The sequence below is a fragment of the Pseudomonas peli genome, from assembly GCF_900099645.1.
GTDB classification, from domain to species: Bacteria; Pseudomonadota; Gammaproteobacteria; order Pseudomonadales; family Pseudomonadaceae; genus Aquipseudomonas; species Aquipseudomonas peli.
In genome coordinates this window covers 509,727-532,030 of the sequence record NZ_FMTL01000002.1, presented here as the reverse complement: position 1 = coordinate 532,030, position 22,304 = coordinate 509,727, and the positions used below count along the sequence as shown (strand labels likewise).

25 protein-coding genes and 1 pseudogene are annotated in these 22,304 nt (G+C 57.6%); 14 read left to right on the top strand and 12 right to left on the bottom strand.

What is annotated here, in order from left to right:
- Positions 1 to 203 precede the first annotated feature (203 nt).
- Together BLO50_RS11255 and aspS are read right to left on the bottom strand one after the other, a co-directional pair.
- Positions 204 to 953 carry a YebC/PmpR family DNA-binding transcriptional regulator gene (locus BLO50_RS11255; protein ID WP_090252601.1) on the bottom strand — a complete coding sequence of 250 codons (750 nt, stop codon included), beginning with the start codon at positions 951 to 953 and terminating at the stop codon, positions 204 to 206.
- Positions 954 to 1,056: 103 nt separating this feature from the next.
- Positions 1,057 to 2,832, bottom strand: a complete 1,776-nt coding sequence (gene aspS, locus BLO50_RS11250) for an aspartate--tRNA ligase (protein WP_090252598.1) — start codon at positions 2,830 to 2,832, stop codon at positions 1,057 to 1,059.
- Between the two features lie 291 nt (positions 2,833 to 3,123).
- On the opposite strand from aspS, the gene BLO50_RS11245 reads away from it, so the two are divergent.
- The 5 genes and pseudogenes from BLO50_RS11245 (at position 3,124) to BLO50_RS22050 (ending at position 6,804) form a co-directional block, all read left to right on the top strand.
- Complete coding sequence (locus BLO50_RS11245) at positions 3,124 to 4,245, top strand: HD domain-containing phosphohydrolase (RefSeq protein ID WP_090252595.1); 1,122 nt, start codon at positions 3,124 to 3,126, stop codon at positions 4,243 to 4,245.
- A gap of 148 nt (positions 4,246 to 4,393) precedes the next feature.
- Positions 4,394 to 4,864 (top strand): Dps family protein, encoded by a 471-nt coding sequence (locus BLO50_RS11240; RefSeq protein ID WP_090252593.1) that lies wholly within the window; start codon positions 4,394 to 4,396, stop codon positions 4,862 to 4,864.
- A gap of 102 nt (positions 4,865 to 4,966) precedes the next feature.
- On the top strand, positions 4,967 to 6,034 hold the full coding sequence (locus BLO50_RS11235) for a GGDEF domain-containing protein (protein WP_090252588.1): 1,068 nt from the start codon (positions 4,967 to 4,969) through the stop codon (positions 6,032 to 6,034).
- A 167-nt stretch (positions 6,035 to 6,201) separates the two neighbouring features.
- Positions 6,202 to 6,522, top strand: a pseudogene (locus BLO50_RS22155) (cold shock domain-containing protein membrane protein); the annotation flags it as partial.
- A 57-nt stretch (positions 6,523 to 6,579) separates the two neighbouring features.
- A complete protein-coding gene (locus BLO50_RS22050; protein ID WP_169852850.1) occupies positions 6,580 to 6,804 on the top strand; it encodes a cold-shock protein in 225 nt (74 codons plus the stop codon).
- Positions 6,805 to 6,857: 53 nt separating this feature from the next.
- Here BLO50_RS22050 and BLO50_RS11225 read toward each other — a convergent pair whose 3' ends face one another.
- Positions 6,858 to 7,064, bottom strand: coding sequence for a SlyX family protein (locus BLO50_RS11225; protein WP_090252583.1), 207 nt, complete (start codon positions 7,062 to 7,064; stop codon positions 6,858 to 6,860).
- 3 nt (positions 7,065 to 7,067) lie between these two features.
- Positions 7,068 to 7,493, bottom strand: a complete 426-nt coding sequence (locus tag BLO50_RS11220) for an HIT family protein (protein ID WP_090252580.1) — start codon at positions 7,491 to 7,493, stop codon at positions 7,068 to 7,070.
- A 762-nt stretch (positions 7,494 to 8,255) separates the two neighbouring features.
- Between BLO50_RS11220 and BLO50_RS11215 the strand changes: the two genes are divergently transcribed.
- The gene (locus BLO50_RS11215) at positions 8,256 to 9,524 is read left to right on the top strand and encodes an OprD family outer membrane porin (RefSeq protein WP_090252578.1); all 1,269 of its coding nucleotides are present in this window, start codon (positions 8,256 to 8,258) and stop codon (positions 9,522 to 9,524) included.
- A 66-nt stretch (positions 9,525 to 9,590) separates the two neighbouring features.
- Here BLO50_RS11215 and BLO50_RS11210 read toward each other — a convergent pair whose 3' ends face one another.
- Entirely contained in the window at positions 9,591 to 9,998 is a 408-nt protein-coding gene (locus tag BLO50_RS11210) for a PaaI family thioesterase (RefSeq protein WP_090254075.1), read from the bottom strand.
- A gap of 115 nt (positions 9,999 to 10,113) precedes the next feature.
- Between BLO50_RS11210 and BLO50_RS11205 the strand changes: the two genes are divergently transcribed.
- From BLO50_RS11205 to BLO50_RS11195, 3 genes are read left to right on the top strand one after another with little or no spacing between them, the layout of a single operon-like run.
- Positions 10,114 to 11,829: a proline--tRNA ligase gene (locus tag BLO50_RS11205; protein WP_090252575.1), complete on the top strand. Its 1,716-nt coding sequence runs from the start codon at positions 10,114 to 10,116 to the stop codon at positions 11,827 to 11,829.
- Positions 11,830 to 11,855: 26 nt separating this feature from the next.
- Positions 11,856 to 12,809 carry a hypothetical protein gene (locus BLO50_RS11200; protein ID WP_090252572.1) on the top strand — a complete coding sequence of 318 codons (954 nt, stop codon included), beginning with the start codon at positions 11,856 to 11,858 and terminating at the stop codon, positions 12,807 to 12,809.
- 7 nt (positions 12,810 to 12,816) lie between these two features.
- Positions 12,817 to 13,389 (top strand): lytic transglycosylase domain-containing protein, encoded by a 573-nt coding sequence (locus BLO50_RS11195; RefSeq protein ID WP_090252569.1) that lies wholly within the window; start codon positions 12,817 to 12,819, stop codon positions 13,387 to 13,389.
- A gap of 6 nt (positions 13,390 to 13,395) precedes the next feature.
- On the opposite strand, the gene BLO50_RS11190 is transcribed toward BLO50_RS11195, so the two are convergent.
- Positions 13,396 to 13,671 carry an acylphosphatase gene (locus tag BLO50_RS11190; RefSeq protein WP_090252567.1) on the bottom strand — a complete coding sequence of 92 codons (276 nt, stop codon included), beginning with the start codon at positions 13,669 to 13,671 and terminating at the stop codon, positions 13,396 to 13,398.
- A 3-nt stretch (positions 13,672 to 13,674) separates the two neighbouring features.
- Positions 13,675 to 14,154, bottom strand: a complete 480-nt coding sequence (locus BLO50_RS11185; protein WP_090252566.1) for a TlpA disulfide reductase family protein — start codon at positions 14,152 to 14,154, stop codon at positions 13,675 to 13,677.
- A gap of 30 nt (positions 14,155 to 14,184) precedes the next feature.
- Between BLO50_RS11185 and BLO50_RS11180 the strand changes: the two genes are divergently transcribed.
- Both BLO50_RS11180 and BLO50_RS11175 read left to right on the top strand, forming a co-directional pair.
- Positions 14,185 to 15,594 carry a PilZ domain-containing protein gene (locus BLO50_RS11180; protein ID WP_090252563.1) on the top strand — a complete coding sequence of 470 codons (1,410 nt, stop codon included), beginning with the start codon at positions 14,185 to 14,187 and terminating at the stop codon, positions 15,592 to 15,594.
- Positions 15,595 to 15,732: 138 nt separating this feature from the next.
- Positions 15,733 to 16,125, top strand: a complete 393-nt coding sequence (locus tag BLO50_RS11175) for a hypothetical protein (RefSeq protein ID WP_090252562.1) — start codon at positions 15,733 to 15,735, stop codon at positions 16,123 to 16,125.
- Between the two features lie 50 nt (positions 16,126 to 16,175).
- Here the strand turns inward: BLO50_RS11175 and BLO50_RS22045 are convergent, their stop codons facing one another.
- Together BLO50_RS22045 and BLO50_RS11165 are read right to left on the bottom strand one after the other, a co-directional pair.
- Positions 16,176 to 16,397: a hypothetical protein gene (locus BLO50_RS22045; RefSeq protein WP_090252560.1), complete on the bottom strand. Its 222-nt coding sequence runs from the start codon at positions 16,395 to 16,397 to the stop codon at positions 16,176 to 16,178.
- A gap of 167 nt (positions 16,398 to 16,564) precedes the next feature.
- Positions 16,565 to 17,794, bottom strand: coding sequence for a virulence factor BrkB family protein (locus BLO50_RS11165; protein ID WP_090252557.1), 1,230 nt, complete (start codon positions 17,792 to 17,794; stop codon positions 16,565 to 16,567).
- A gap of 107 nt (positions 17,795 to 17,901) precedes the next feature.
- Between BLO50_RS11165 and arsC the strand changes: the two genes are divergently transcribed.
- The 3 genes from arsC to BLO50_RS11150 are packed head-to-tail and all read left to right on the top strand — an operon-like array spanning position 17,902 to position 19,260.
- Positions 17,902 to 18,255, top strand: a complete 354-nt coding sequence (gene arsC / locus BLO50_RS11160; protein ID WP_090252554.1) for an arsenate reductase (glutaredoxin) — start codon at positions 17,902 to 17,904, stop codon at positions 18,253 to 18,255.
- Positions 18,252 to 18,857 (top strand): NAD(P)H:quinone oxidoreductase, encoded by a 606-nt coding sequence (wrbA, locus tag BLO50_RS11155; RefSeq protein WP_090252551.1) that lies wholly within the window; start codon positions 18,252 to 18,254, stop codon positions 18,855 to 18,857. Before arsC ends, wrbA begins: the two co-directional genes overlap by 4 nt.
- The gene (locus tag BLO50_RS11150) at positions 18,850 to 19,260 is read left to right on the top strand and encodes a DUF2069 domain-containing protein (protein ID WP_090252548.1); all 411 of its coding nucleotides are present in this window, start codon (positions 18,850 to 18,852) and stop codon (positions 19,258 to 19,260) included. Before wrbA ends, BLO50_RS11150 begins: the two co-directional genes overlap by 8 nt.
- 52 nt (positions 19,261 to 19,312) lie before the next feature.
- On the opposite strand, the gene hda is transcribed toward BLO50_RS11150, so the two are convergent.
- From hda to BLO50_RS11135, 3 genes are all read right to left on the bottom strand, one after another.
- The gene (gene hda, locus BLO50_RS11145; protein ID WP_090252546.1) at positions 19,313 to 20,017 is read right to left on the bottom strand and encodes a DnaA regulatory inactivator Hda; all 705 of its coding nucleotides are present in this window, start codon (positions 20,015 to 20,017) and stop codon (positions 19,313 to 19,315) included.
- Entirely contained in the window at positions 20,014 to 21,105 is a 1,092-nt protein-coding gene (locus BLO50_RS11140; protein ID WP_090252543.1) for an AI-2E family transporter, read from the bottom strand. Before BLO50_RS11140 ends, hda begins: the two co-directional genes overlap by 4 nt.
- Before the next feature lie 121 nt (positions 21,106 to 21,226).
- Positions 21,227 to 22,276, bottom strand: a complete 1,050-nt coding sequence (locus BLO50_RS11135) for a DUF2066 domain-containing protein (protein ID WP_090252541.1) — start codon at positions 22,274 to 22,276, stop codon at positions 21,227 to 21,229.
- Between the last annotated feature and the right edge of the window lie 28 nt (positions 22,277 to 22,304).

Genomic DNA, 22,304 nt, shown 5'->3' with positions numbered 1-22,304 from the left:
CACACTGTCTATTTATCCAGCTCGCGAGTATAGAGCCCGCCTTAGCCCGCGTCATCCGGCGCAGGTTATAAAAATGACCGCGCATCATTCATATCGGGTCACAGCGGCATGCCGCTTAGCAGCCTGGACAACCAGCCATAAAAAAACCGGAGTGCTCAGGCCAACAACCTGAACACCTCCGGTTCTGCTCTACCCACAAACACTCAGCCAAGCTGCTCCATGATCTCGTCAGGAATCTCAGCGTTGTGGTAGACCTCTTGCACGTCATCAAGGTCTTCGAGCATGTCGATCAGCTTGATGACTTTCTGCGCAGTTTCCAGGTCGGTAATCGGTGCACTGATCGACGGGATCATGGCAATTTCTGCCTCTTCAGCCTTGAAGCCAGCCGCACGGAGCGCCTCATTGACCCCATGAAAATCAGAAAAGCTGGTGGACACCAGTGCCGAGCCGTCTTCGGCCATTTCCACGTCATCGGCACCGGCCTCCAGCGCGGCTTCCATCAAGGCATCTTCGCTCACACCTGCAGCAAAGCTGATTTGCCCCTTACGATCAAACATATAGGCCACCGAACCATCGGTACCCAGATTGCCACCACACTTGGTAAAGGCATGCCGTACTTCAGCCGCCGTGCGATTACGATTGTCCGTCATGGCTTCAACGATGATCGCCACGCCGCCAAGCGCGTAGCCTTCGTAGCTCAGCTCGACCACGTTATCGGCTTCGTTATTGCCGGCACCACGGGCGATGGCACGGTCGATTACATCGCGCGACATGTTGTTGGTCAGCGCCTTGTCCACCGCCAGACGCAGACGCGGGTTGTCCGCCGGGATCGGACCGCCATGCTTGGAAGCGACTGTTAACTCACGAATCAGCTTGGTGAATATCTTGCCGCGCTTGGCGTCCTGACGCCCTTTGCGGTGCTTGATGTTGGCCCACTTGGAATGACCAGCCATAACTCACTCCGGTTGTTTCATATTCGATTTCGAGGCGGGAGAGTTCGAGTCTCTCAGGCCGCTATAAAGAAGAAGCCTGGTAAACCAGGCTTCTTGTGACGCTTTATTCCGCTTTCGGCTGCTCGCGCAGGCGAATGTGCAATTCGCGCAGCGACTTATTATCCACCTCACCCGGCGCCTGAGTCATGACGCAGGCCGCGCTTTGGGTTTTCGGGAAGGCGATCACTTCACGAATCGACTGGGCGCCGGTCATCAGCATGACCAGACGATCAAGACCGAAAGCCAAGCCGCCATGAGGTGGCGCGCCGAATTTCAGGGCGTCGAGGAGGAAGCCGAATTTCTCTTGCTGCTCGTCTTCGCTGATGCCCAGCACACGGAAAACGGTCTGCTGCATGGACTTGTCGTGGATACGGATCGAACCGCCGCCCAACTCGGTACCGTTGAGCACCATGTCGTAAGCACGCGACAACGCAGCCGCCGGATTGGCTTCCAGCTCAGCCGGGCTGCATTTTGGCGCAGTGAACGGGTGGTGCATGGCAGTCAGGCTGCCGTCGTCGTTCTCTTCGAACATCGGGAAGTCGACGACCCACAGCGGCGCCCACTCGCAGGTCAGCAGGTTGAGGTCATGACCCAGCTTGATGCGCAGCGCGCCCAGAGCCTCGCTGACGATCTTGGCCTTGTCGGCACCGAAGAACACGATGTCGCCATCCACGGCACCGACGCGATCAAGGATCACGTTGATGTTGTCCAGCGGGATGTTCTTGACGATCGGCGACTGCAGGCCTTCGGCACCATTGGCGCGCTCATTGACCTTGATGTAAGCCAGGCCCTTGGCGCCGTAGATGCCGACAAACTTGGTGTACTCGTCGATCTTGCTGCGCGGCATGCTCGCCCCGCCCGGTACGCGCAGTGCGGTCACGCGGCACTTCGGATCGTTGGCCGGGCCGCTGAACACCTTGAAGTCGACTGCTTGCAGCTGGTCGGCCACATCCACCAGTTCCAGCGGGTTGCGCAGGTCTGGCTTGTCAGAACCAAAGCGGCGCATGGCTTCGGCCAGGGTCATGTGCGGCAGCTCGCCGAACTCGACGTTAAGCACTTCCTTGAACAGCTGGCGAATCATCTTCTCGGTGATGGCCATGATGTCGGCTTCATCGAGGAAACTGGTTTCGATGTCGATCTGGGTGAATTCCGGCTGACGGTCAGCACGCAGGTCTTCGTCGCGGAAGCACTTGGCGATCTGGTAGTAACGGTCGAAGCCGGCAACCATCAGCAGTTGCTTGAACAGCTGCGGCGATTGCGGCAGAGCGAAGAAGCTGCCGGCATGGGTGCGGCTCGGCACTAGATAATCACGCGCGCCCTCAGGGGTGGCACGGGTGAGGATCGGCGTTTCCACATCAAGGAAGCCGTTGTCGTCCAGGTAGCGACGAATGCTGCTGGTGATGCTCGAACGCAGTTTCAGCTTGGCCGCCATTTCCGGGCGACGCAGGTCGATAAAGCGGTAGCGCAGGCGGGTTTCTTCGCCCACGTCGGTGTATTCGTTGAGCGGGAACGGCGGGGTTTCCGCTTCGTTCAGCACTTCCAGCTCATAACCCAGCACTTCGATAGCGCCGGAGGCCATGTTGGCGTTACCGGCACCGGCCGGACGCAGACGCACCTTACCGGTGATCTTGACCACGTATTCGCTGCGCACCTTGTCGGCGGTGGCGAAGGTCGCCGCGCGATCCGGGTCGAATACCACCTGGGCCAGACCTTCACGGTCACGAATGTCGAGGAAAATCACCCCGCCATGGTCACGACGGCGATGTACCCAACCGCAAAGGGTGACTTCCTGGCCGTCCAGGCTCTCGTTCAGTTGGCCGCAATAATGGCTGCGCATCATGGTGGTGGTCGCTTCTCTTGAGTCTTGAATTCGTTGGGCCGCAATGAATGCGACGCTCGTGGGCCGGTCAACCGGCTGGCGCAGGCGCCATTTTCCGCAATTGTGCTGCCTTTAAGGGGCGCGAAACGATCAGCGGCGCATACGCAGCCCACTGTTCGCCCGACAAAAGCGGCAAAGCGCGGGATTATATATGGTTAAGCCGCCACTTGCAGCCGCCGCCCCACGCGCTTTTGTCAGCCCTTCCTATACTCAGGCATGCAGCTCTTTAACTGTCGATAAGTGGAGAGGCTTATGGCCACACCGAACCTGGCTGAAATACCCAGCGATTTGCTGGCTGACTTTCGCCTGGAATCCAGCGAACAATTCCAGCGTTGCGAGCAATTACTGATCGAGCTTGAGCACGCCCCCGATGACCGCCGCGAGCGCCTGCGTGAGCTATTTCGCCTGGTACATACCCTCAAGGGCAACCTGGGCTATATCGGCCTGGATTCGCTGATGAGTGTGCCGCAGGCTATGGAAGATGTGCTGTCGTGCCTGCGCGAAGGCCAGTTGCACTTCGACAGCCTACTCGGCGATATCCTGCTACTGACCCTCGACCACCTGAAAGAACAGATCCGCCATGCACTTGGGGGCCAAGCGCCACAGCTTGGTCCGGCTCAAAGCAAGGCACTCAGCCGCTCTCTCAGCGCACTGGCTATCGCGCCAACAAGTCAACAAATCGGCATCCGCAGCGCACTGCTGCAAGAGCTTGACCCCAGCTCAAAACCTCCTGAGGTTGTTGCTGCAGACAACCCAGCTGCCGCTGACCTACTTAGACGCTACGGCATCGAACCCGACGCTGACCTGCTGTTCTTTGTCGACCTGATGCAAGCCAGCGAACGCCGCTCACACTTCTGGCAAGGTCGCGGCCTGCGCCAGCTTGACATGGCCCTGGCGATCAACCAAATGGGCGGGAAACCGGAACAACCTGAGCAACTGGCCGCAGCCATTTGCCTGCACGATCTGGGCATGGCTTTTCTGCCACTGGAGATGCTGCACAAGGAAGCCCACTTTAACCGCGAAGAGCGCCGTCAAATGCAATCCCATCCGCGGCTCGCTTACGACCTGCTCAAGCGGATGCCACGCTGGGATGCTGCGGCTGAAATAACGGTGCAGCATCAGGAGCACGCCGACGGCAGCGGTTACCCTAAAGGCCTGAAAGAGATCGAAACCAGCCCCGGCGCCCTGATAATCAATATCGTCGACACCTTTGAAGCCCGCACCCATGAACGCGCACACCAGACACTGAATAAACGCCCACTCATACGCGCCATTTTGGAAATCAACAACCTCGCCGGACGGCAGTTCAGCGCACACTGGGTCGAGCTATTCAACCAGACCCTGCAACAGCACCCAGAACTGGCACATCGTTAACCCAAGAAAAATTGAACCCACACCCCTTAATAGCCTCCAATCATCACTCGCATTGATATAAACCACGATAAAGCTCGGTAAAACCCATGGTAGTCTCTGCCCATTATGCGGGCAGCCAAACCCCGAGCCACCTGAGAGGAGAAATGGTATGGAAATCAATATTGGAATTGCCGAGCAGGACCGCGCAGCCATCGCCGAAGGCCTGTCGCGCTTACTCGCAGATACCTACACCCTGTACCTGAAAACCCATAATTTTCATTGGAACGTCACCGGCCCGATGTTCAATACCCTGCACTTGATGTTTGAGGGCCAGTACACCGAACTGTCGCTGGCCGTCGACCAGATTGCCGAACGTATTCGCGCCCTGGGGTTCCCAGCGCCCGGTACCTACGCTGCTTACGCCCGCCTCTCCTCGATCAAAGAAGAGGAAGGCGTACCAAACGCACAAGACATGATCAAGCAACTCGTTCAGGGCCAGGAAGCTCTAGTGCGTACAGCCCGCGGCATCTTCCCACTGCTGGACAAAGTCAGCGACGAGCCCACTGCGGACCTGTTGACCCAGCGCATGCAGGTGCATGAAAAAACCGCCTGGATGCTGCGCAGCCTTCTTGCTGCGTAGGTAAATCATGCAAAAGGCCCGCATCTGCGGGCCTTTTGCTAGGCGCTTGCCCAGCAGCTGTTCTATGCTTTGGTCAATTGCAACTTGGCCACAGTGACGTGCATGAACAAACCCGCTAAAGCTCCCAGCATTCTGGAACTGTACCCCGAGGAAACCCGCGACGCTGCGGCGCTTCTGAAGAAGGCGGTACCGCTCATGATGCACCATGACATCCCTCCCAACCCCGTGCATTACGCCCTCTGGTACACCTACAGCAAAGGCCTGGAACCTGAGCTCAACCGTCGCCTGGAAAAAACCGTCGCCGACTTTGACAGTTTCCCGCCTGAAACCGCAGCCAAGCTGTTCCGCGACTACATCATCAATGGTGAGCTCGAAGAGGCGCGTGCCGGCCAACAGCAGGTCATCGAGCTGGTCGACGACATCGAAGGCAATGTATCGCGCAGCATCATCGGCAGCCGCAATTATCAAATCAGTCTCGAGCACGGCCTAGCGGCCCTGCATGAACCGGTCATAGATGACCTGCCCAATGTTTTGAATGAACTGCAGCAGAGCACGCAGTTAATGCAGGACCAGCAAGACAAATTCCTCTACCGCCTAAATGCCGCCCAGCAAGAGATCAAGAGCCTGCGCAGCCAGCTTGAGCGCGCGCACATCGCCGCGACACTGGACAGCCTGACTCAGGTTTTCAACCGCAACGCCTTTAGCAAACTGCTAGAGCAGACACTGAGTACAGAACACGACGGTGTCGCACTGGTAATGCTCGATATCGATCACTTCAAGCAGTTCAACGACCAATACGGTCACCCCCTGGGTGATCGCGTCCTTCAGCACGTTGGCCAGTTGTTGCGCGACCTACTTCCCGCTCGTGCCATAGCAGCACGTTACGGCGGCGAAGAATTCTGCATCATCCTTCGCGATTGTTTTGATAACGCCACGGCCTATGCCTTTGCCGAGCAATTACGCCTGAAGATCCAGTCTTTACGCATCAAAGTGCGCCGCACAGATGAAGTACTCGACAGCATTACCGCGTCTTTCGGCTTCGCCCTTGCCGAACGCGGTGACACATTGGAAACCTTGCTCACACGTGCCGATGACGCGCTTTATCAAGCCAAGCGTGATGGCCGCAACCAGATAAGCCCCATACCAAGTGAAACAGCGCTTAGTGCTTGATTGAGAACCCCACCTCTTTGCTGTTAAATACGTGCCGTGCTGCTGACCTGCATCCATAGGTCAGCACATAGGCTGGTACCACGCGCTTTTACTACTCCCCTTGCAATGCCCAATACGCGCAGCCAGCCATTTCTGCTGACTCTTTGAATTAAGCGAGCCCATTGAACATGTTGAAAATTGTCCACCTTCTGACGGGCGCCATTGCCCTGCTGCTTTCTTTTGCTCCCCACTTTGGCGACACCTCCCAACCACTCCTGGAACAACCCAGCGCACTGTGCCTTGCCTTGTTCGGCTTACTGAACCTATTACTAGCCCCACAGCTACCCATCTGGCATGCCGGCCTGCGCCATCAAGCACAAAACCTGGTTTCCGCATTGCTGGTACTCGGCACGCTGCTACAAGCCTTGATTCTGCTCGCCCCGCTGCCAGTCATTGCCAACCAACCGGCCAGCCTGTTTAGCCTACTTATTATCGCTGCCGCAGTAGCCGTTCACCTAGCGACCAACTTGCGCCTTAAACCGCGCAACACTTCAAGCTCGCAAGATCTGGGTGACCGCGAAACAGGTACCGTTAAGTGGTTCAACACCTCGAAGGGGTTCGGCTTTATCTCGCGTGACTCGGGCGACGACATTTTCGTGCACTTTCGGGCCATTCGCGGCGAAGGTCACCGCGTACTGGTCGAAGGCCAGCGAGTTGAGTTTGCCGTAATGCAACGTGACAAAGGCTTACAAGCCGAAGATGTCATCGCCGCACTGCCCGCACGGCGCTAAATGCCACAACGCAAAAGGCCCGCTCATTGCGGGCCTTTTGCGTTTATGGACAATCAATAATGGGGCGGTGGCGCCTCATCCTCAGCCATCCCGAACTGCGAACTCACTTCATCCTGACGCTTGATCAACGCAGCCACCTGCAGCTGCAAACGCTCCAGAAGCCGCTGTTGCGCCACCAGCGCATCATTGAGCGCCTGAATAGTATCGTCCTGAAAAGCCAACCGGCTTTGCAAGTCGTTAATGCGTTCGTCTATGTCCACCAGTCAGCTCTCAGCAAAACAAAAATTCCCGGTCAAAACCAGGCGTAAACGGGCTTTCAATACGGCCAATTGCTCAGGCGTGTATGGCTGCGCTGGATGCTTACCCCAAACAGGCGCCGGCCATGCAGCATCCTCGCGACGCCGAACGATGACATGCATATGCAGCTGACTCACCACATTGCCCAAGGTCGCGACATTCATTTTGTCCGCTGCAAAACAATCCTTGAGTACTTCGGCAAGGCCGTTGGTTTCCTGCCATAGCTGCAGCTGGTCAGCACCATCCAGCTGGAACAACTCACTGACGTCTTCACGGCGCGGCACCAGGATAAACCAGGGGTACTGCGCATCATTCATCAGCAGCAAACTGCATAACGGGTAATCACCCAACCAAACAGTGTCCTGCTGCAACCGCGAATCCAGAACAAACATGACTATTACCTTTAAGACAAACCTACTAACTCGGCCCTGACCGACACCGAACAGATCGAGCGACAACAACTGAACCCGGGTTAGCTAACAGACCGCCAAACCGCAATCAGAGCCAGCAAATACCGGTTACGTAGGATACGCCGAAGCAGCAAACCCGACACCCATGGTCAACACACACTCACCACGCACCAATAGACAGCACCCAACAAAAACACCCCAACCGCACGCACCAAAACTGTTCCCTTCGGTAATCCCCCGGCAGCAGCTAGATGCTACATAGCACCCGTGCAACAGCAACTCACTGAAAACCGAGCAGAAAGCGCTCACCTAAAACCCCTTTTCCCTGCCACAAAAATAGAAAGAACCCCTGAAAAATCACCAACAAACCAATGCACCCCCCCGAAAAACCCGGCAACACAGGTCAATTCGAAGATAAAAAATTGGCTTTTGGGGTTTTGTGCACGACTATTGCTAAGCAATCCGTGACGAATCGCACTGCACCGTTTGGCTGCCGAAAGCAACCTGCGAGCAAGCGCAAAAATCCGTTAGCGTTGGCTTCCTAGCACGCAGCTGCTTCTACAAAAATGCGACATGATTCATAAGCTTTTGCGACACAGCCGTGAAGAAATCGTAATGAATAGATTGCAACTATCGCCAACATTGGCAGCGTGCTATAAGTTACCGCCGACACAAAAAGAAAGAGCCGTTCATATAACAACCAGCCGGACGGCGCAACTTTTCTAAACCAAAGGAGCAATCACGATGCAAGTGATGAAGTGGAGCGTAATCGCCCTCGCAGTAGCAGCGGGCACCACCCAAATGGCCATGGCCTCCGATCAATCAGAGTCTAAAGGCTTTGTCGAAGACAGCAGCCTGTCGCTCCTCGCGCGCAGCATGTATTACAACCGAGACGCACGAAATGGCGGTGGCTTTAATCAAAAAGCAGGTGGTGGTTTCAAAAGTGGCTACTCCGAAGAGTGGGGCGCCAGTGCCCGTGCAATTTTTGAATCTGGCTTTACCCAAGGTACCGTAGGTGTTGGTGTAAATGCCTACGCTGGCACCCTATTCCAACTGGACACAGGCAGCGGCCGCCGCGGAGTTAACATGCTCCCGGGAAATGATGGGAAAGACCTGACCATCGCCAATGCTGCAGTTAAGGCTCGTATTTCCAATACTGTACTGACCCACGGCTCGCAAATGCCTTCGCTTCCGGTGTTGGCTTATGATGACGGCCGCCTGCTGCCAGAAACTTTTGAAGGCACCATGATCACCAGCACAGAGATCGAAGGTCTCGAATTAAATGCTGGCCGATTCACTGCATTCAATACACTTAATCAATCTGGCCGCGACAGCGGTGGTCTGAAATCGATTAACGTAGCAGGTGGGTCTTACAGCTTCACCGACAACTTCAGCACTGCTCTTTACTACAGTGACCTAGAAGATACCTTTGAGAAGAAGTACGGGAACCTGAATTACAACATTTCGCTGACTGAAGATCAGGCACTGAACTTTGACTTCAACATCTACAAAACCGATTATGATAAAAAATACACAGGCACCGACAAGGACCAAGACAACACCATATGGAGTCTTGCCGCTAAATATAGCCTAGGTGCTCATGCGTTTATCTTGGCTCACCAGCGCAGCACCGGTGATCGCGGCTACGACTATGGCGTAGGAGACGGCGGCGGCACCATTTTCTTGGCCAACAGCTACCTTTCCGATTTCAACCAAGAAGACGAGCGCTCCTGGCAGGCCAGCTATGAACTCGACATGGCAACTTATGGTGTCCCAGGCCTGAGCTTTAAGACTGCCTATGTATGGGCTGACAATATCAAGCTGGCTGACACTTCTAACGACGGTAAGGAACATGAGTTCTTTAACCAAGTTAAATATGTAGTTCAGGAAGGCGCAGCGAAAGATCTTTCCCTCCGCGTTCGCTCATCTGTTCTGCGCGGCACCACTGGAAACTCTACTGGTGATACCAACGAAGTACGCGCTTATCTCGAGTACCCACTGAGCGTTCTGTAATTCAGACCGTTTAGCTGGTAAGAAAAGCCCGACCTAGGTCGGGCTTTTTTATTGCCTGCTAAAAACTTACAACGGCAACGCATAAGTCCCCGTTACATGCGCCACCAACTCCTCTTCGTTGCCCTGCGAATAAACAGACACTTCGCAAACAGCCTGCCTGCGACTCAATCTCAATATCCGAGCTTCGGCTAACAGATCAACTGGCTTGGGTTTAACCAGAAAGTTGATATTCAAATTAGACGTCACAGCCATTTCCACCCGACCGAGACTGCCCAGCACCACCGCATACATCGCTGCATCCGCCAGCGCCATAATGGTTGGTCCGGACAAGGTGCCGCCGGGGCGAATCAGCTTGCTGTGAAATGGCACCCGGGCGAGCGCCCCATCGCCGTCCAGCCGATCGATACACAAGTTGATATCTTCCGCCATCGGCAACCCTGTTCGAATCAGCGCCTGCACCTGTTCCGCCGTCAATATCGACACACTCCCCTCCTTTTATGAGCACACACCAGCATCCTGTACGCATCTGTATAGGCACCGTACAATGCGGGCCATTCAAAATCTCTTGCAACCGACAGAACAGCCAAATATGCGTACCAGCCAGTTCCTGCTCTCGACCCTGAAAGAAACCCCATCCGATGCCGTGGTGATCAGCCATCAGCTGATGCTGCGTGCCGGCATGATCCGCAAGCTGGCTTCCGGCTTGTACACCTGGCTACCTATGGGCCTGCGTGTGCTGCGCAAGGTTGAGAAGGTCGTGCGCGAAGAAATGAATGCTGCCGGCGCACTGGAAGTGCTGATGCCCGGCATTCAGCCTGCGGAGCTGTGGCAGGAGTCTGGGCGCTGGGAGCAGTACGGCCCAGAGCTGTTGCGCATGAAAGATCGTCACGGCCGCGATTTCTGCGCCGGCCCGACCCATGAAGAAGTGATCACCGATCTGGCTCGTAATGAGCTGAACAGCTACAAGCAGCTACCAATCAATCTGTATCAGATCCAGACCAAGTTCCGCGACGAAATCCGCCCGCGCTTCGGCTTGATGCGTGGTCGCGAATTCATCATGAAGGATGCCTACTCCTTCCACGTTGACCAGGCTTCGCTGCAGGAAACCTATGACCGCATGCACCAGGCCTACTGCAATGTATTTACCCGCCTGGGCCTGAACTTCCGCCCCGTGCAGGCTGATACCGGCTCGATCGGTGGTACTGGCTCCCACGAGTTCCACGTACTGGCCGACTCCGGCGAAGATGATATCGCCTTCAGCGACAGCTCCGACTACGCCGCCAACATCGAGAAGGCCGAAGCGGTTCCGCGCGAGAACAGTCGCGGCGCGGCGACTGAAACCATGCGCATGGTTGAAACACCGGACACCAAGACCATTGACGCACTGGTACAAGGCTTTGGCCTGGCCATCGAGAAGACCATCAAGACCCTGATGGTGCACGGCGCCAAGAAAGGCACCCTGGTTGCCTTGATCGTACGCGGCGACCACGAACTCAACGAAATCAAGGCCGCCAACCTGGAGCTGGTTGCGAGCCCATTGGTTTTCGCCAACGAAGCCGAAATTCGCGCAGCCATCGGCGCCGGCCCTGGCTCGCTAGGCCCGGTCAACCTGCCAATCCCGTGCATCATCGACCGCTCGGTTGCCCTGATGAGCGACTTCGCTTCTGGCGCTAACATCGACGACAAACACTATTTCGGCGTCAACTGGGAGCGCGACCTACCGCTGCCGGAAGTGGCCGACTTGCGTAACGTGCTGGCCGGCGACCCGAGTCCGGATGGCAAAGGCACCCTGGAAATCAAGCGCGGCATCGAAGTCGGGCATATCTTCCAGTTAGGCACCAAGTACAGCGAAGCGCTGAATTGCCAGGTGCTCGGCGAAAACGGCAAGCCGGTCACACTGACCATGGGCTGCTATGGCATCGGCGTTTCCCGCGTAGTGGCGGCCGCTATCGAGCAGAACAATGATGACCGCGGCATTCTCTGGAATGACGCCCTAGCGCCTTTCCATATCGCCCTGGTGCCGCTGCGTTACGAAACTGATGCCGTGCGCGAAGCCACCGACAAGCTGTATGCCGAGCTTACAGCTGCCGGTTTCGAGGTACTGCTTGATGACCGTGACAAAAAGACCAGCCCGGGCATCAAATTCGCAGATATGGAACTTATCGGCATCCCGCATCGCATCGTAGTCAGCGATCGCGGCCTGGCCGAAGGCAACCTGGAGTATAAGAGCCGCAAGGAAACTGAAGCCCAGGCGGTACCTGTCGCCGATATCCTGAGCTTTATCCAGGCCCGCATCAGCCACTGATCTCAGCCCCTTTAGCAAGAGTCGTCATGTTCAAGCGAAACACCCTCAGCCTCATCGCCACCCTTGTGGGTGGCTGTCTGCTACTCAGCGGTTGCGCCAACCAGTTGCCGCAACGTAGCGAGCATGAGGAGCGCGTCGAGCGCAAATTGCTCGATCACAGCCTGCAGATTGATGTCGGTGAACCACGTGTATTGGAGCTGCCACAGCGCCGAGTACGCGTGCATGAGCAGAAAACCTTTGAGGTCACAGCGTTTGACGTGACACGTCGCTATGACCGCTACACCCCCTACCAGCCCTGGCGTGAGCTGTATGAAGTGCCATTGGGAGCACTGGCGGTCGTTGGCGGCATCGGTGCCAATGCACTCAATGTGGTATTGCTCGGCAGCCTGCCGGATACCGTCACCAAGGACTGGATCAGCTATGGCTTTGCCGGGCTCAATCCGGCAATGAACGTTGAATCCAACGGTCGCTCACAGCAGAACCTCGCCAGCCTTGAAGAGCACCGTCAAGATGCACGCCTGGAGTATTCCAGCCTGCCATGGGCCGAGCGCCCTGTGCGCGTCAAAGCCGGCGAACAGATCCATGAACTGCTAACCGACCGCAACGGCATCCTGCGCCTGAACCTGCTCGACAGCCCGTTTGCCGAAGAGGATGTAACGCGCGTCAGCACTCTGCTGCTGACGGTTGAAGATGATCAGGGCTCAGCGCGTGCTGATGCATCCCTGTTAGTCAGTCGCACCTTGCGCGGCAAGCTTCAAGAAGCTCACGAGCTGATTTACAAAGATCTGGAAGGCGACGATGTGGCTCAGTGGGTACACCGGGTTAAACGTCTTTCCGAGCTGGGGCTTGAGGAAGAAGCCAGTGAACTGGAGCAGAGCCTGATCGAACTGACGCGCAATGACCCCGAACTGCAAAAGATTTTCCTGCAGGCCCTGACCAAAGATGCCGGCCGCCTGGTTGCCGACCCTGGCAACGACTGATACATCCATGCTGCAGCGCCTGATCTGCGCAGTATTAACCCTGCTGCTCTGCGGTGCGGCGTATGCCGACGTGCGTCAGGCGCCGGAGCCAGAACTGCGCGCGCTGCTGCAACAGACCGTGGCCCAGGCGGACAGCTTTCAGGATCGTTTCGAGGCCGAAGTCTGGCTGCTGGATATGTCCACACGCTTGCGCCGCTATATTCCGGATGCTGAGGAGCGCCTGAGCCTGCTGCGGCTCGTGCATCGTGAAGCCAGCAAGGTGGGCTTACGTCCTGATTTAGTGATTGCACTGATTCATGCCGAAAGCCATTTCGACCGTTTCGCCATCTCATCCGTTGGCGCTCAAGGCATGATGCAAGTGATGCCTTTTTGGAAAGCCGAACTGGGCCGACCGCAAGATAACCTCACTGACACGGCCACTAACCTGCGCTATGGCTGCACTATCCTCAGCTTCTATCTGCGCAAGGAAAACGGCGATCTGAACCGAGCGCTGGCACGCTACAACGGCAGCCTGGGCAAGCACACCTACTCAGCCAAGGTGGTCGGTTTCTGGCACGACTTCTGGTACGTCAAACCCTGAGCTTATTTAGCGGCGCACGATAAATCCGGCGATCCCCTGCAAGGCATGATTCTGCAGTTCCAACTGGGTTACGTCGGCAGCCTCGGGCCCTTGCTCTAACCAGCTTGCCAGTTCAGCCACAGCAGCCTCATCGCCTTCAAACAGTACTTCGACCCGACCGTCGACCACGTTACGCACCCAGCCACCCAGATCCAGACGCTCAGCGTGCTTTGCAGTCGCGCGGCGAAAACCGACACCCTGTACGCCACCGCTGACGTAACCATGCTTGCAAATGCGCGCCACGACTTAGCCCTCCGCCTTGAGTGCAGCCAAGCGAGCCGTTAAACCAGCCGCCGTCTGTTCACCCAGTAAGCGCTCACGCATGCGTCCCTGATCGTCAACGATGTACGTCACCGGCAACACCTCGGCACGCGGCAACTGATAGCGCTCGGCCGGGTCCTGCGCCAACACCGTAAACGTAATGCCCATATCTTGCGCGGCCTTGCTGAGTTTCTCGCCCTGCAACGCGTCGAAATTCACCCCAAGCACCTGCACAGACTGTTCCTTGAGTTGTTTTTCCAAGGCATTGAGTTCAGGAATCTCGGTACGGCAGGGTGCACACCACTGCGCCCAGTAATTAATCACTAACCACTGGCCTTCCAGGCGCTCAACCGCTACCTTTCGTCCATATTGATCGACGCCAATGTCTTCAGCACAGCCGGCCAGAATCAGACCTATGCCTAGAACCGCAACAGCACGAATGATCGCCTGGAAATGCATAGCCATGCATTCGCTCCCTGATTCAATAAGGTTGATATGACGTTAGATGCCTTGCGCCTGGAAGTGCCAGACATCCTCGAAACCGAGGTCGCGCCATTGGCCGATCTCAACGAGCAACTGGCTCAGGCTCGCTTACAACCCGCAGAACTGGCCTTGCAGCAGGCACTAAGCCTGCTCTTCAAGCTCAACCGCAGCGCCATGACCTTACTCGAAAGGCAGCGCGCACTGCAAAGCTTCAGCGACCAGTACCGGCATTACAGCAAGGCCTATCAAGGCGAGAATCCCCCCACGGCATTGTTCGTACACCTGTGCAGTGAATTGGCCATCGGTTTCAAACGCCTGCTGCTGCAAATCCTGCAAGGCCGCCAGCCCTCACGTCCGCACCTGGCCTGGTGCTTGTACATGGCCCAACACTTTCTCGCACAAAGCCTGCTGCGCCACTACCAGCTGTATCAGGAGCCACCGCCCAGCCTATGGCGCGACAGCCACCTGCTGTACTGGATCGGCGAACATCAAAATTGCCTGGATGAGCCAGTGGCGGCAGCGTTTACACCGCAACCGGCAAACACCATGCGCGGCATTTACCAGCAGATGCTACTGCTAGCACTGAGCAACCCGTTTCACCTTGCCGATGGCGAATGTGCGCTGCTGTTCGGCGCCCTATCGCCGCTGGCCGAACTCGCGCGCTTGCTGCCCTGGGATGAGGACGATGAGATCGAAGGGCCGACCATCGACCTGACCGAGGCGCAGCCCTGCCTGAGTTATGCACAAACGCCAGAAGGCAGTGCCGACTATCTACGCCGCTTCGAGCTGGGCGCCTTGTTAGTGGCGCTGCATGAGCCAGCGCCATTGCAAAGCAAAGCGGAACGCCAACTGCTGGAGCGTGTGCAGCAGCATTGGCTGGGGCGCCAACAACGTCGGCATACCCGTGCCGACCATAGCTCTGAATGCAGCCTGGCGGTTGGTTTACCGGCTATTCATGCGCAGCTACTGGAACAACGGCCTTTGCGCACCAGCGCACAAATGCTTGATGCCAGCGCGGGCGGCGCACGTTTGCTGTGCAATGCCGATCAGGCCGCGCAGCTGTCGGTTGGCCAACTGGTGTTGCTGATCACCGGCAGCGATACGCCCACCCTGGCCCTGGTGCGATGGCGCCATCTCAACAGCGAAGGTCTGCACCTGGGCCTGCGCTACCTTATAGGCTTGCCGCGCTCGGTCTGGTTACGCCGCGCACCCAGTGCCCAGACCCACCCCGGCGTCCTACAGAGCACACCTGCACCAGGCAACGGCTGGCATCATGGGTTATGGCTGCCTAATGGACAGTTTGTTGAAGGGGAAAATGTCTGGCTGCAACTGGCCAGCGCGCACAACCAGGCGATCCTGCCATTGCCGCCCGCCAATCTGGTCACCGCATCCGTCACTCGCTACCCAATGCAGCTGGCTTAGGCACCGTTGCTGATACGCTAAAACTGCGAGAAAGGTCACGCCGAACGTCGGCAGAGCGCACAGTTTCATCGGATGCCCCGCGCTTATACTTGCTCGCACTTACGCTTGCTGCGATCCGTTATTAGCCTGGAACACACCATGACCCAAGCCCTCGATAAGTTGGTCGGCCCCGTGCCATCTGCCATCGTCAACCTCGCCCGCTTACAGGTCACTCAATACGAAGGGCGCGTCGCTGAGTTCAACGTAGCCGCCTGGCTGCACCTGCCAGGGCTGGCCAACCTGCCCGTATCCCTGTTGATCAGCTACCGCGATGGCACCACCCGCCGCGAAGTGATGGTCGACCATGGCAACGTCAACCAGCACAGCAAAATCCTGCTATCCAGCGTGGCTCGCCTGCCTGTGAAGCAGAAGATTGAAGAGATGCAGGTGCGCCTGCGCTCTGCCGCACCAGCGACCAGCCTGGTGGTTGAGGAGTTGTTTGTTCAAGCCGTCGAATTGCCCCAAACCGATAGCCGCCAAGCACTCGCCTGATCGCACTCAGCGATATAAAAACCCCCGCGCACCGACGCGGGGTTTTGCATTTAGCGCGAGAGCATTCCTGCCGGCCCGCAAGTGGCATCGGAATCTGTCTGGACTGGGGTTTCAGGTGAGCTCGATATGATTGAAGGCTCAGGTGGGCTGGAATTGACCAACGACTGCGGCCAGCTGCTGAAGCGCAGGCCAGTAATGCGATTGAGGCGCTCAAGGGCCTCTTGCGGGTCACGCTGATACAGATGAATCACTTTGCCGTTAGTGGCTGTCATAACGCCTTCACACTCCGCCAATCCCTGCCCTGCTGGCAACCTGATCGCTATCTGCAGGATAAATAGCCAGAAGCGTGCCAGCTTCCCTTTAACCGCGTTTGGCGACCTTCATGGTCACCAATGCCATCATGCGCCACCAGTTCAGCGCCGCAAACTGACGTTTTACGTCATGTTGCAGCGTCAGCCTCTACCTGCAACCACGTCGCCAGGTCCTCACCAAATAGCGCCGTTTGCTCTTCCTGCAACTTCATCAAGCCATTGCGCAGCGCTGGATACCAAGCTTCATCAAGCTGTTCGGGTAGATTCTCAGCCCTAGGCAACGGCCAAGGACTGTGGCTGAGCAGTTGTTGCAGCGAATAGTGGCCAAGATCGCGGCTCAATACCCAGGAACCGGAACCGGTCGGGGCAATCAGTTTCTGCTGCTCGAGAAACACCAAAATCTCTTCCCATTCATGTTCCGCCAACGACCAGCCCTGACGCTGCACGTCCAGCAAGCGCACTTTCAAACCCGACTGCTGACGCTCATAGAACACCCGCAAGACGCCAAGCGCCATCAACAAGCGTGGTATTGCGCGCTTGCGCCATTGCTGGGAGAACCCCAGGTTGCAGACCAGTTCAGCGCCAAACAGCACAATCAACCAGGACAGATAGATCCACAACAGAAACAGCGGCACCGTGGCAAATGCCCCGTAGATCAGCTGATAACCGGGAAACAGGCGCACATACAGGCCGAATAGCATCTTCGCCACTTCGAACAACACCGCTGCAAACAAGCCCCCCAGCAACGCATGGCGAACTGGTACCTGAGCATTCGGCACCGTCGCATAGAGCAAGGTGAATGCGGCCACACTGAATACCAGCGGCATGAATTTCAGCAGGGCCTGCGCCCCAAGCAAAGCATCCGGACCCGAGATCAGCGACAGTGACGTGAAGTAGGTGCTGATGGCAAAGCCACCGCCCAGCAGCAGCGGGCCCAGGCTGAGGATCGCCCAGTACAGCAAAAAGCTCGACACACCCCGGCGCGGCTGACGCACACGCCAGATGGTGTTGAAGGTTTTCTCGATCGTCACCAGCATCCAGAACGCCGTCGCAGCCAACACGGCTACACCAATCCAGGTCAGCTGGCGCGCCTGGGTAGTGAAGTCACGCAGGTATTGCTGCAGGGTCTCGCCAGCTGAGGGCACAAAATTTCGGAAGATAAAGCTCTGAATCTGCTCGCCGGTATCCTGGAACGCCGGAATAGCCGAGAGCATGGAAAAGGTCACCGTCATCATCGGCACCACCGCAAATAGGGTGGTGTAGGTCAAGGCTGCCGCATTGCTGGTGCCTTGGTCGGCGATAAAGCGCTGCAACAGAAAACGCCAGAACTCCAACAGGTTGTTAACACGCTGCAGCATGCCCTCTCCTTAGCCATTTGCATCCCGACAACCTGACTCACAAGCGCAGGTGGGAATGCTGTTAGCGGTTAGAATAGCCTCCATCGAAGGTAATCGGCGACCCGAACATGACCGCTATGACGCTGTACCATAACCCGCGCTGCTCGAAATCACGCAGTGCATTGCAATTACTGGAAGACCGCGGGCTCAGCCCAACCATCGTGCGCTACCTGGAAACACCGCTGAGTGCCGACCAGCTGCAGGCACTGTTGGATAAGCTCGGCATCCGCGCACGGCAGCTACTGCGCACGAGTGAAGATGAATACAAGGCTCTCGGCCTGAGCGACCCGCAACTGACTGACACACAACTGATCGCGGCCATGGCCAGCCAGCCCAAACTGATTGAACGCCCCATTCTGGTCGTCGGAGACAAAGCCGTCATCGGTCGCCCACCTGAAAATGTTCTGGAGATTCTGCCGTGAGCACACACTACATCCTGGTGCTGTACTACAGCCGCCATGGCGCCACTGCTGAAATGGCCCGCCAGATTGCACGCGGCGTAGAAATGGGTGGCCTCGAAGCGCGTGTACGCACCGTGCCTGCTGTCTCCAGCGAATGCGAAGCAGTGACCGCGGATATCCCGGCAGAAGGCGCCTTGTACGCCAGCCTGGATGACCTAAAAAACTGCGCCGGCCTGGCACTCGGCAGCCCGACCCGTTTCGGCAATATGGCCGCGCCGCTCAAGTACTTCCTCGATGGCACCAGCGGCCTGTGGCTGACCGGCGGCCTAGTCGGCAAGCCGGCCGGCGTGTTCACCTCCACCGCCAGCCTACACGGCGGCCAGGAAACCACCCTGCTATCGATGCTGCTGCCCCTGCTGCACCACGGCATGCTGATCACCGGGCTGCCTTACAGCGAAGCTGCGCTGCTGGAAACCCGAGGCGGCGGTACGCCGTACGGTGCTAGCCACCATGCCGGTGCCGATGGCAAACGCGCCCTCGATGAACACGAAACAGCCCTGTGCCGCGCACTCGGTCAACGCCTGGCGCAAACCGCTGCAAAACTGGAGAACACCCGTGGCTAAAACCGCAAAACCACTGCCGACCCTGGAGTGGCTAGAGCCGCGCCTTAGCATCAGCCGCATCGCCAGCCTGCTGAGCTTTTTTGGCCTGGGCGCATTACTGCTGGTGTGGAACCTATGGTTCGCCAATGTTCCAGGAAAACTTCTCTGGGTGATCCTTGGCGTACAGCTCGCCCCGCTGCTTTTACTCGCCCCTGGTCTGATCCTCGGCAACGCTCGCGCCCACGCCTGGGCGTGCTTTGTGGTGAATCTGTATTTTATTCAGGGCGTTCTTGCGGCCTTCGACCCGAGCAAAGCGCTGTACGGCTGGCTACTGACAGGGCTGAGCTTCAGCTTGTTCTGCGCAGCCCTGATGTTTACCCGCTGGCGCTTTCAGTACGAGCGCAAGTTGGCAGGGGAAAACTAAGATAAACGCTGAGCCTGGCTGCATGCAGGCTCAGCGTTATATGGCGGGAGCTTTACCAGCCGAGGGTTTCTTTCAGGAAGGGAATGGTCAGCTTGCGCTGAGCCTGCAATGACGCCTGATCCAGGCGCTCAAGCAAATCGAACAAAGCGCTCATGCTGCGCTCACCACGAGTCAGGATAAAACGCCCGACTTCATCACTCAGGTGCAAGCCGCGACGCGAAGCCCGCAGTTGCAGAGCACGCAGTTTGTCCTCATCGGAGAGTGACTGCAGCTGGAATACTAGTGCCAAAGTCAGGCGCGATTGCAGGTCCGCCAGCTGCACCGGCAATTCGCGCGGTGAAGTGCTGGCGCCCAGCAACAGACGCCGACCGCTGTCGCGTAGACGATTGAAAAGGTGAAACAGCGCTTCTTCCCAGTCGCTGCGTCCGGCCACCGCATCCAGATCATCCAGACAGACCAGTTCGCACTGCTCCAGATTGTCCAGTAGCGCCGGGCCGTACTCGACCACCTCAGCCAGCGGCAGATACACCGCCGGCTCGCCGCGCTGCTCAAAGCGCAAACACGCCGCCTGCAACAAGTGACTACGCCCTACACCCTCGCCGCCCCACAGATAAATCAGGCTTTCCGTCCAGCCAGCATCCGCTTCACACAAACGCTCGACATAGCCCAACGCCGCAGCATTGGCTCCAGGGTAGTAATTGGCGAAAGTGGCGTCATCACGTAGACGCACACCTAAAGGCAGTTGTATGGGTGTCATGCTGGGTTGGGCGGCTCGTCGGAACCGTTGGCTGGCTCACCGTAAAGATCGGAAAGTTTATAGAAATCATGCAGATGACGCACTAACACCATGATCACCGCAGCCACTGGCAAAGCCAGAAGGATGCCGGTAAAGCCGAACAGTTGGCCGCCGGCCATGATGGCGAAGATCACTGCGACCGGATGCAGGCCGATACGGTCGCCCACCAGCATCGGTGTTAGCAGCATGCCTTCGAGCATTTGCCCGACGATAAAGACTGCAGCGATGGCCACCAGTGGGTAGGGGTCCATGCCGAACTGAAACAGGCCAGCCGTCAATGCCGCACCGATGCCGACCACCACGCCCAAATACGGCACGATACTGGCCAAGCCGGCCAGTACGCCGATCAGTAGCCCGAGTTCCAAGCCAATCACCATCAACCCGGTGGCATACATCACACCTAGCGCCAGCATCACCAGTAACTGACCGCGCAGGAAAGCGCCGAGCACTTCGTGGCATTCGCCGAACAGCTGCACAACCAGGCCTTCACGACCGCGCGGCAGCAAGCTGCGCAGCTTGGCGACCATCAGGTCCCAATCGCGCATCAGGTAGAAGCTCACCACCGGAATCAGCACCAGGTTCGCCAGCCAAGCCAGCAGCGCCAGGCCTGAAGAGGTGGCCGTGGACAGCAGCATGCCGACGATATCGGTGGTTTTACCCAACTGCCCGGACAACGCGGTCTTCAGTTGATCAAAGCGCCAGAAGCCTTCGCTAAGCCCCAGCTTGAGTTGAACCCATGGCAGGGCCTGATTCTGTGCCCAGTCGAGCATCTCCGGGATCAACTCGTACAAGCGCACCAGCTGCTTGCCCAGCATGGGCACCAATACCAGCAGCAGGATGGCCATGATCAGGGTGATCAATGCAAAGACCACCACCACGCCCCAAGTCCGCGAGAGTTTCCATCGCTCCAGACGGTCGACCAGCGGGTCGCCCATATAGGCCAGCAGAACGCCTATCAGAAACGGCGAGAGAATCGGCGCCAGCAGGTACAACAGGCCGCACAGCAGCAGTGCCGCGACTATCCATATCCAACGGTGCGAATCGATCATGCCCAGCGCCCCATATGCCAACGTTTTATCCAGAAATACTAAACCCGAGGCCCGTTACATAAGAAAACCGCAGCTCGATAGCTGCGGTTTTCAAATCAGGGACCGGAATAATTGCCGCAGTCTACCAGCGAAACCTCAGCACATTGTCAGGCGCCACCACTGCGGAAGCGGGCTCAGCCGCAGTAGCCGGCGGCGTAACCGACTGGCTGGCGTCAACCACTGGTGCTTCTGCTGGCACTTCCTGCAAGCGCGCCAGGCCCAGTTGCGCACGCAACTGCTCGGGATTGGCATTGACGGCAAAGGTCAGTGTATTGCCCTGCACCTTGCGCAGTTGCGCCGCGAACGGCTCAAGAATGCGCTGCAGCTCGGCATAACGCGTCAGGTCAACGCCCTGCACTTCCACGGTCAGACCACTGGCCGCGCCGGCGGCGACAATAAAGCGTGGTGCCAGACGTTGGTTGACCGCCAACAGAATGGCATCGGCCAACGCGGCTTGATCGGCACCCTGCACAGTGCCCTGCTCCCGCTCATCGCCCAGCCACAGCCGCCACTCGGCCTGCCATTGGCCATTTGCTTCGCGCGCCATCACTGCCAGCAAGGCATCGGTGGCGTAGCGTTCGGAGGCTTCACGCAGGGCAGCCGGATCATTCGCCGTGAGGTTTTCCGGCACCGCCACCAGTTGCTCGGCCAGATCGGCCAACGGCAGGCGCAGCGGCAGACCACGGTGCTGTGCGGCCTGATTGAGCGGTGCGGCAGCAGCTTGGCCATCACCGAGCAGGCGACTGCCATCACTGGCATCGCTCAACCACCACAGCAGAATGCTCGGACGATTCGCTCCCCACAGCGCCAGGCCCGCCTGACGCAGGCTGCGGTCGGTGCTCAGTGGGTCAAAATCGACCAACAGTTTGTCGCCTTCATAGCCGTATTGACTGACGATCTGTTGCGGGTCCTTGCGCAGCGCCGCCAGTGCGGGGCTCTGCGCCGCATCGGCTTTACCGGTCAGGCGCAACACCAGGGTATCCAGCGCGCGGCTCAGGGCGGCAGCACGTTCTTCCGGTTGCTGACTGCTGACCGCTTCGCGGACTTGGTACAGATCACTTACCGGCGCGGCAAACGCCGGCAGGCCGGACAGCGACAAACAAACTAGAAGCAGGCGAGCGGTCAAACGCATGGATGAATTCTCGACAGACGGAAAGTGG

Coding starts and splice junctions, on each gene's coding strand:
- BLO50_RS11255 (WP_090252601.1), bottom strand. CDS start 953: ATGGCTGGTCATTCCAAGTGGGCCAACATCAAGCACCGCAAAGGGCGT.
- aspS (WP_090252598.1), bottom strand. CDS start 2,832: ATGATGCGCAGCCATTATTGCGGCCAACTGAACGAGAGCCTGGACGGC.
- BLO50_RS11245 (WP_090252595.1), top strand. CDS start 3,124: ATGGCCACACCGAACCTGGCTGAAATACCCAGCGATTTGCTGGCTGAC.
- BLO50_RS11240 (WP_090252593.1), top strand. CDS start 4,394: ATGGAAATCAATATTGGAATTGCCGAGCAGGACCGCGCAGCCATCGCC.
- BLO50_RS11235 (WP_090252588.1), top strand. CDS start 4,967: ATGAACAAACCCGCTAAAGCTCCCAGCATTCTGGAACTGTACCCCGAG.
- BLO50_RS11220 (WP_090252580.1), bottom strand. CDS start 7,493: ATGTTTGTTCTGGATTCGCGGTTGCAGCAGGACACTGTTTGGTTGGGT.
- BLO50_RS11215 (WP_090252578.1), top strand. CDS start 8,256: ATGCAAGTGATGAAGTGGAGCGTAATCGCCCTCGCAGTAGCAGCGGGC.
- BLO50_RS11205 (WP_090252575.1), top strand. CDS start 10,114: ATGCGTACCAGCCAGTTCCTGCTCTCGACCCTGAAAGAAACCCCATCC.
- BLO50_RS11200 (WP_090252572.1), top strand. CDS start 11,856: ATGTTCAAGCGAAACACCCTCAGCCTCATCGCCACCCTTGTGGGTGGC.
- BLO50_RS11195 (WP_090252569.1), top strand. CDS start 12,817: ATGCTGCAGCGCCTGATCTGCGCAGTATTAACCCTGCTGCTCTGCGGT.
- BLO50_RS11185 (WP_090252566.1), bottom strand. CDS start 14,154: ATGGCTATGCATTTCCAGGCGATCATTCGTGCTGTTGCGGTTCTAGGC.
- BLO50_RS11180 (WP_090252563.1), top strand. CDS start 14,185: ATGACGTTAGATGCCTTGCGCCTGGAAGTGCCAGACATCCTCGAAACC.
- BLO50_RS11175 (WP_090252562.1), top strand. CDS start 15,733: ATGACCCAAGCCCTCGATAAGTTGGTCGGCCCCGTGCCATCTGCCATC.
- BLO50_RS22045 (WP_090252560.1), bottom strand. CDS start 16,397: ATGACAGCCACTAACGGCAAAGTGATTCATCTGTATCAGCGTGACCCG.
- BLO50_RS11165 (WP_090252557.1), bottom strand. CDS start 17,794: ATGCTGCAGCGTGTTAACAACCTGTTGGAGTTCTGGCGTTTTCTGTTG.
- arsC (WP_090252554.1), top strand. CDS start 17,902: ATGACCGCTATGACGCTGTACCATAACCCGCGCTGCTCGAAATCACGC.
- hda (WP_090252546.1), bottom strand. CDS start 20,017: ATGACACCCATACAACTGCCTTTAGGTGTGCGTCTACGTGATGACGCC.
- BLO50_RS11140 (WP_090252543.1), bottom strand. CDS start 21,105: ATGATCGATTCGCACCGTTGGATATGGATAGTCGCGGCACTGCTGCTG.
- BLO50_RS11135 (WP_090252541.1), bottom strand. CDS start 22,276: ATGCGTTTGACCGCTCGCCTGCTTCTAGTTTGTTTGTCGCTGTCCGGC.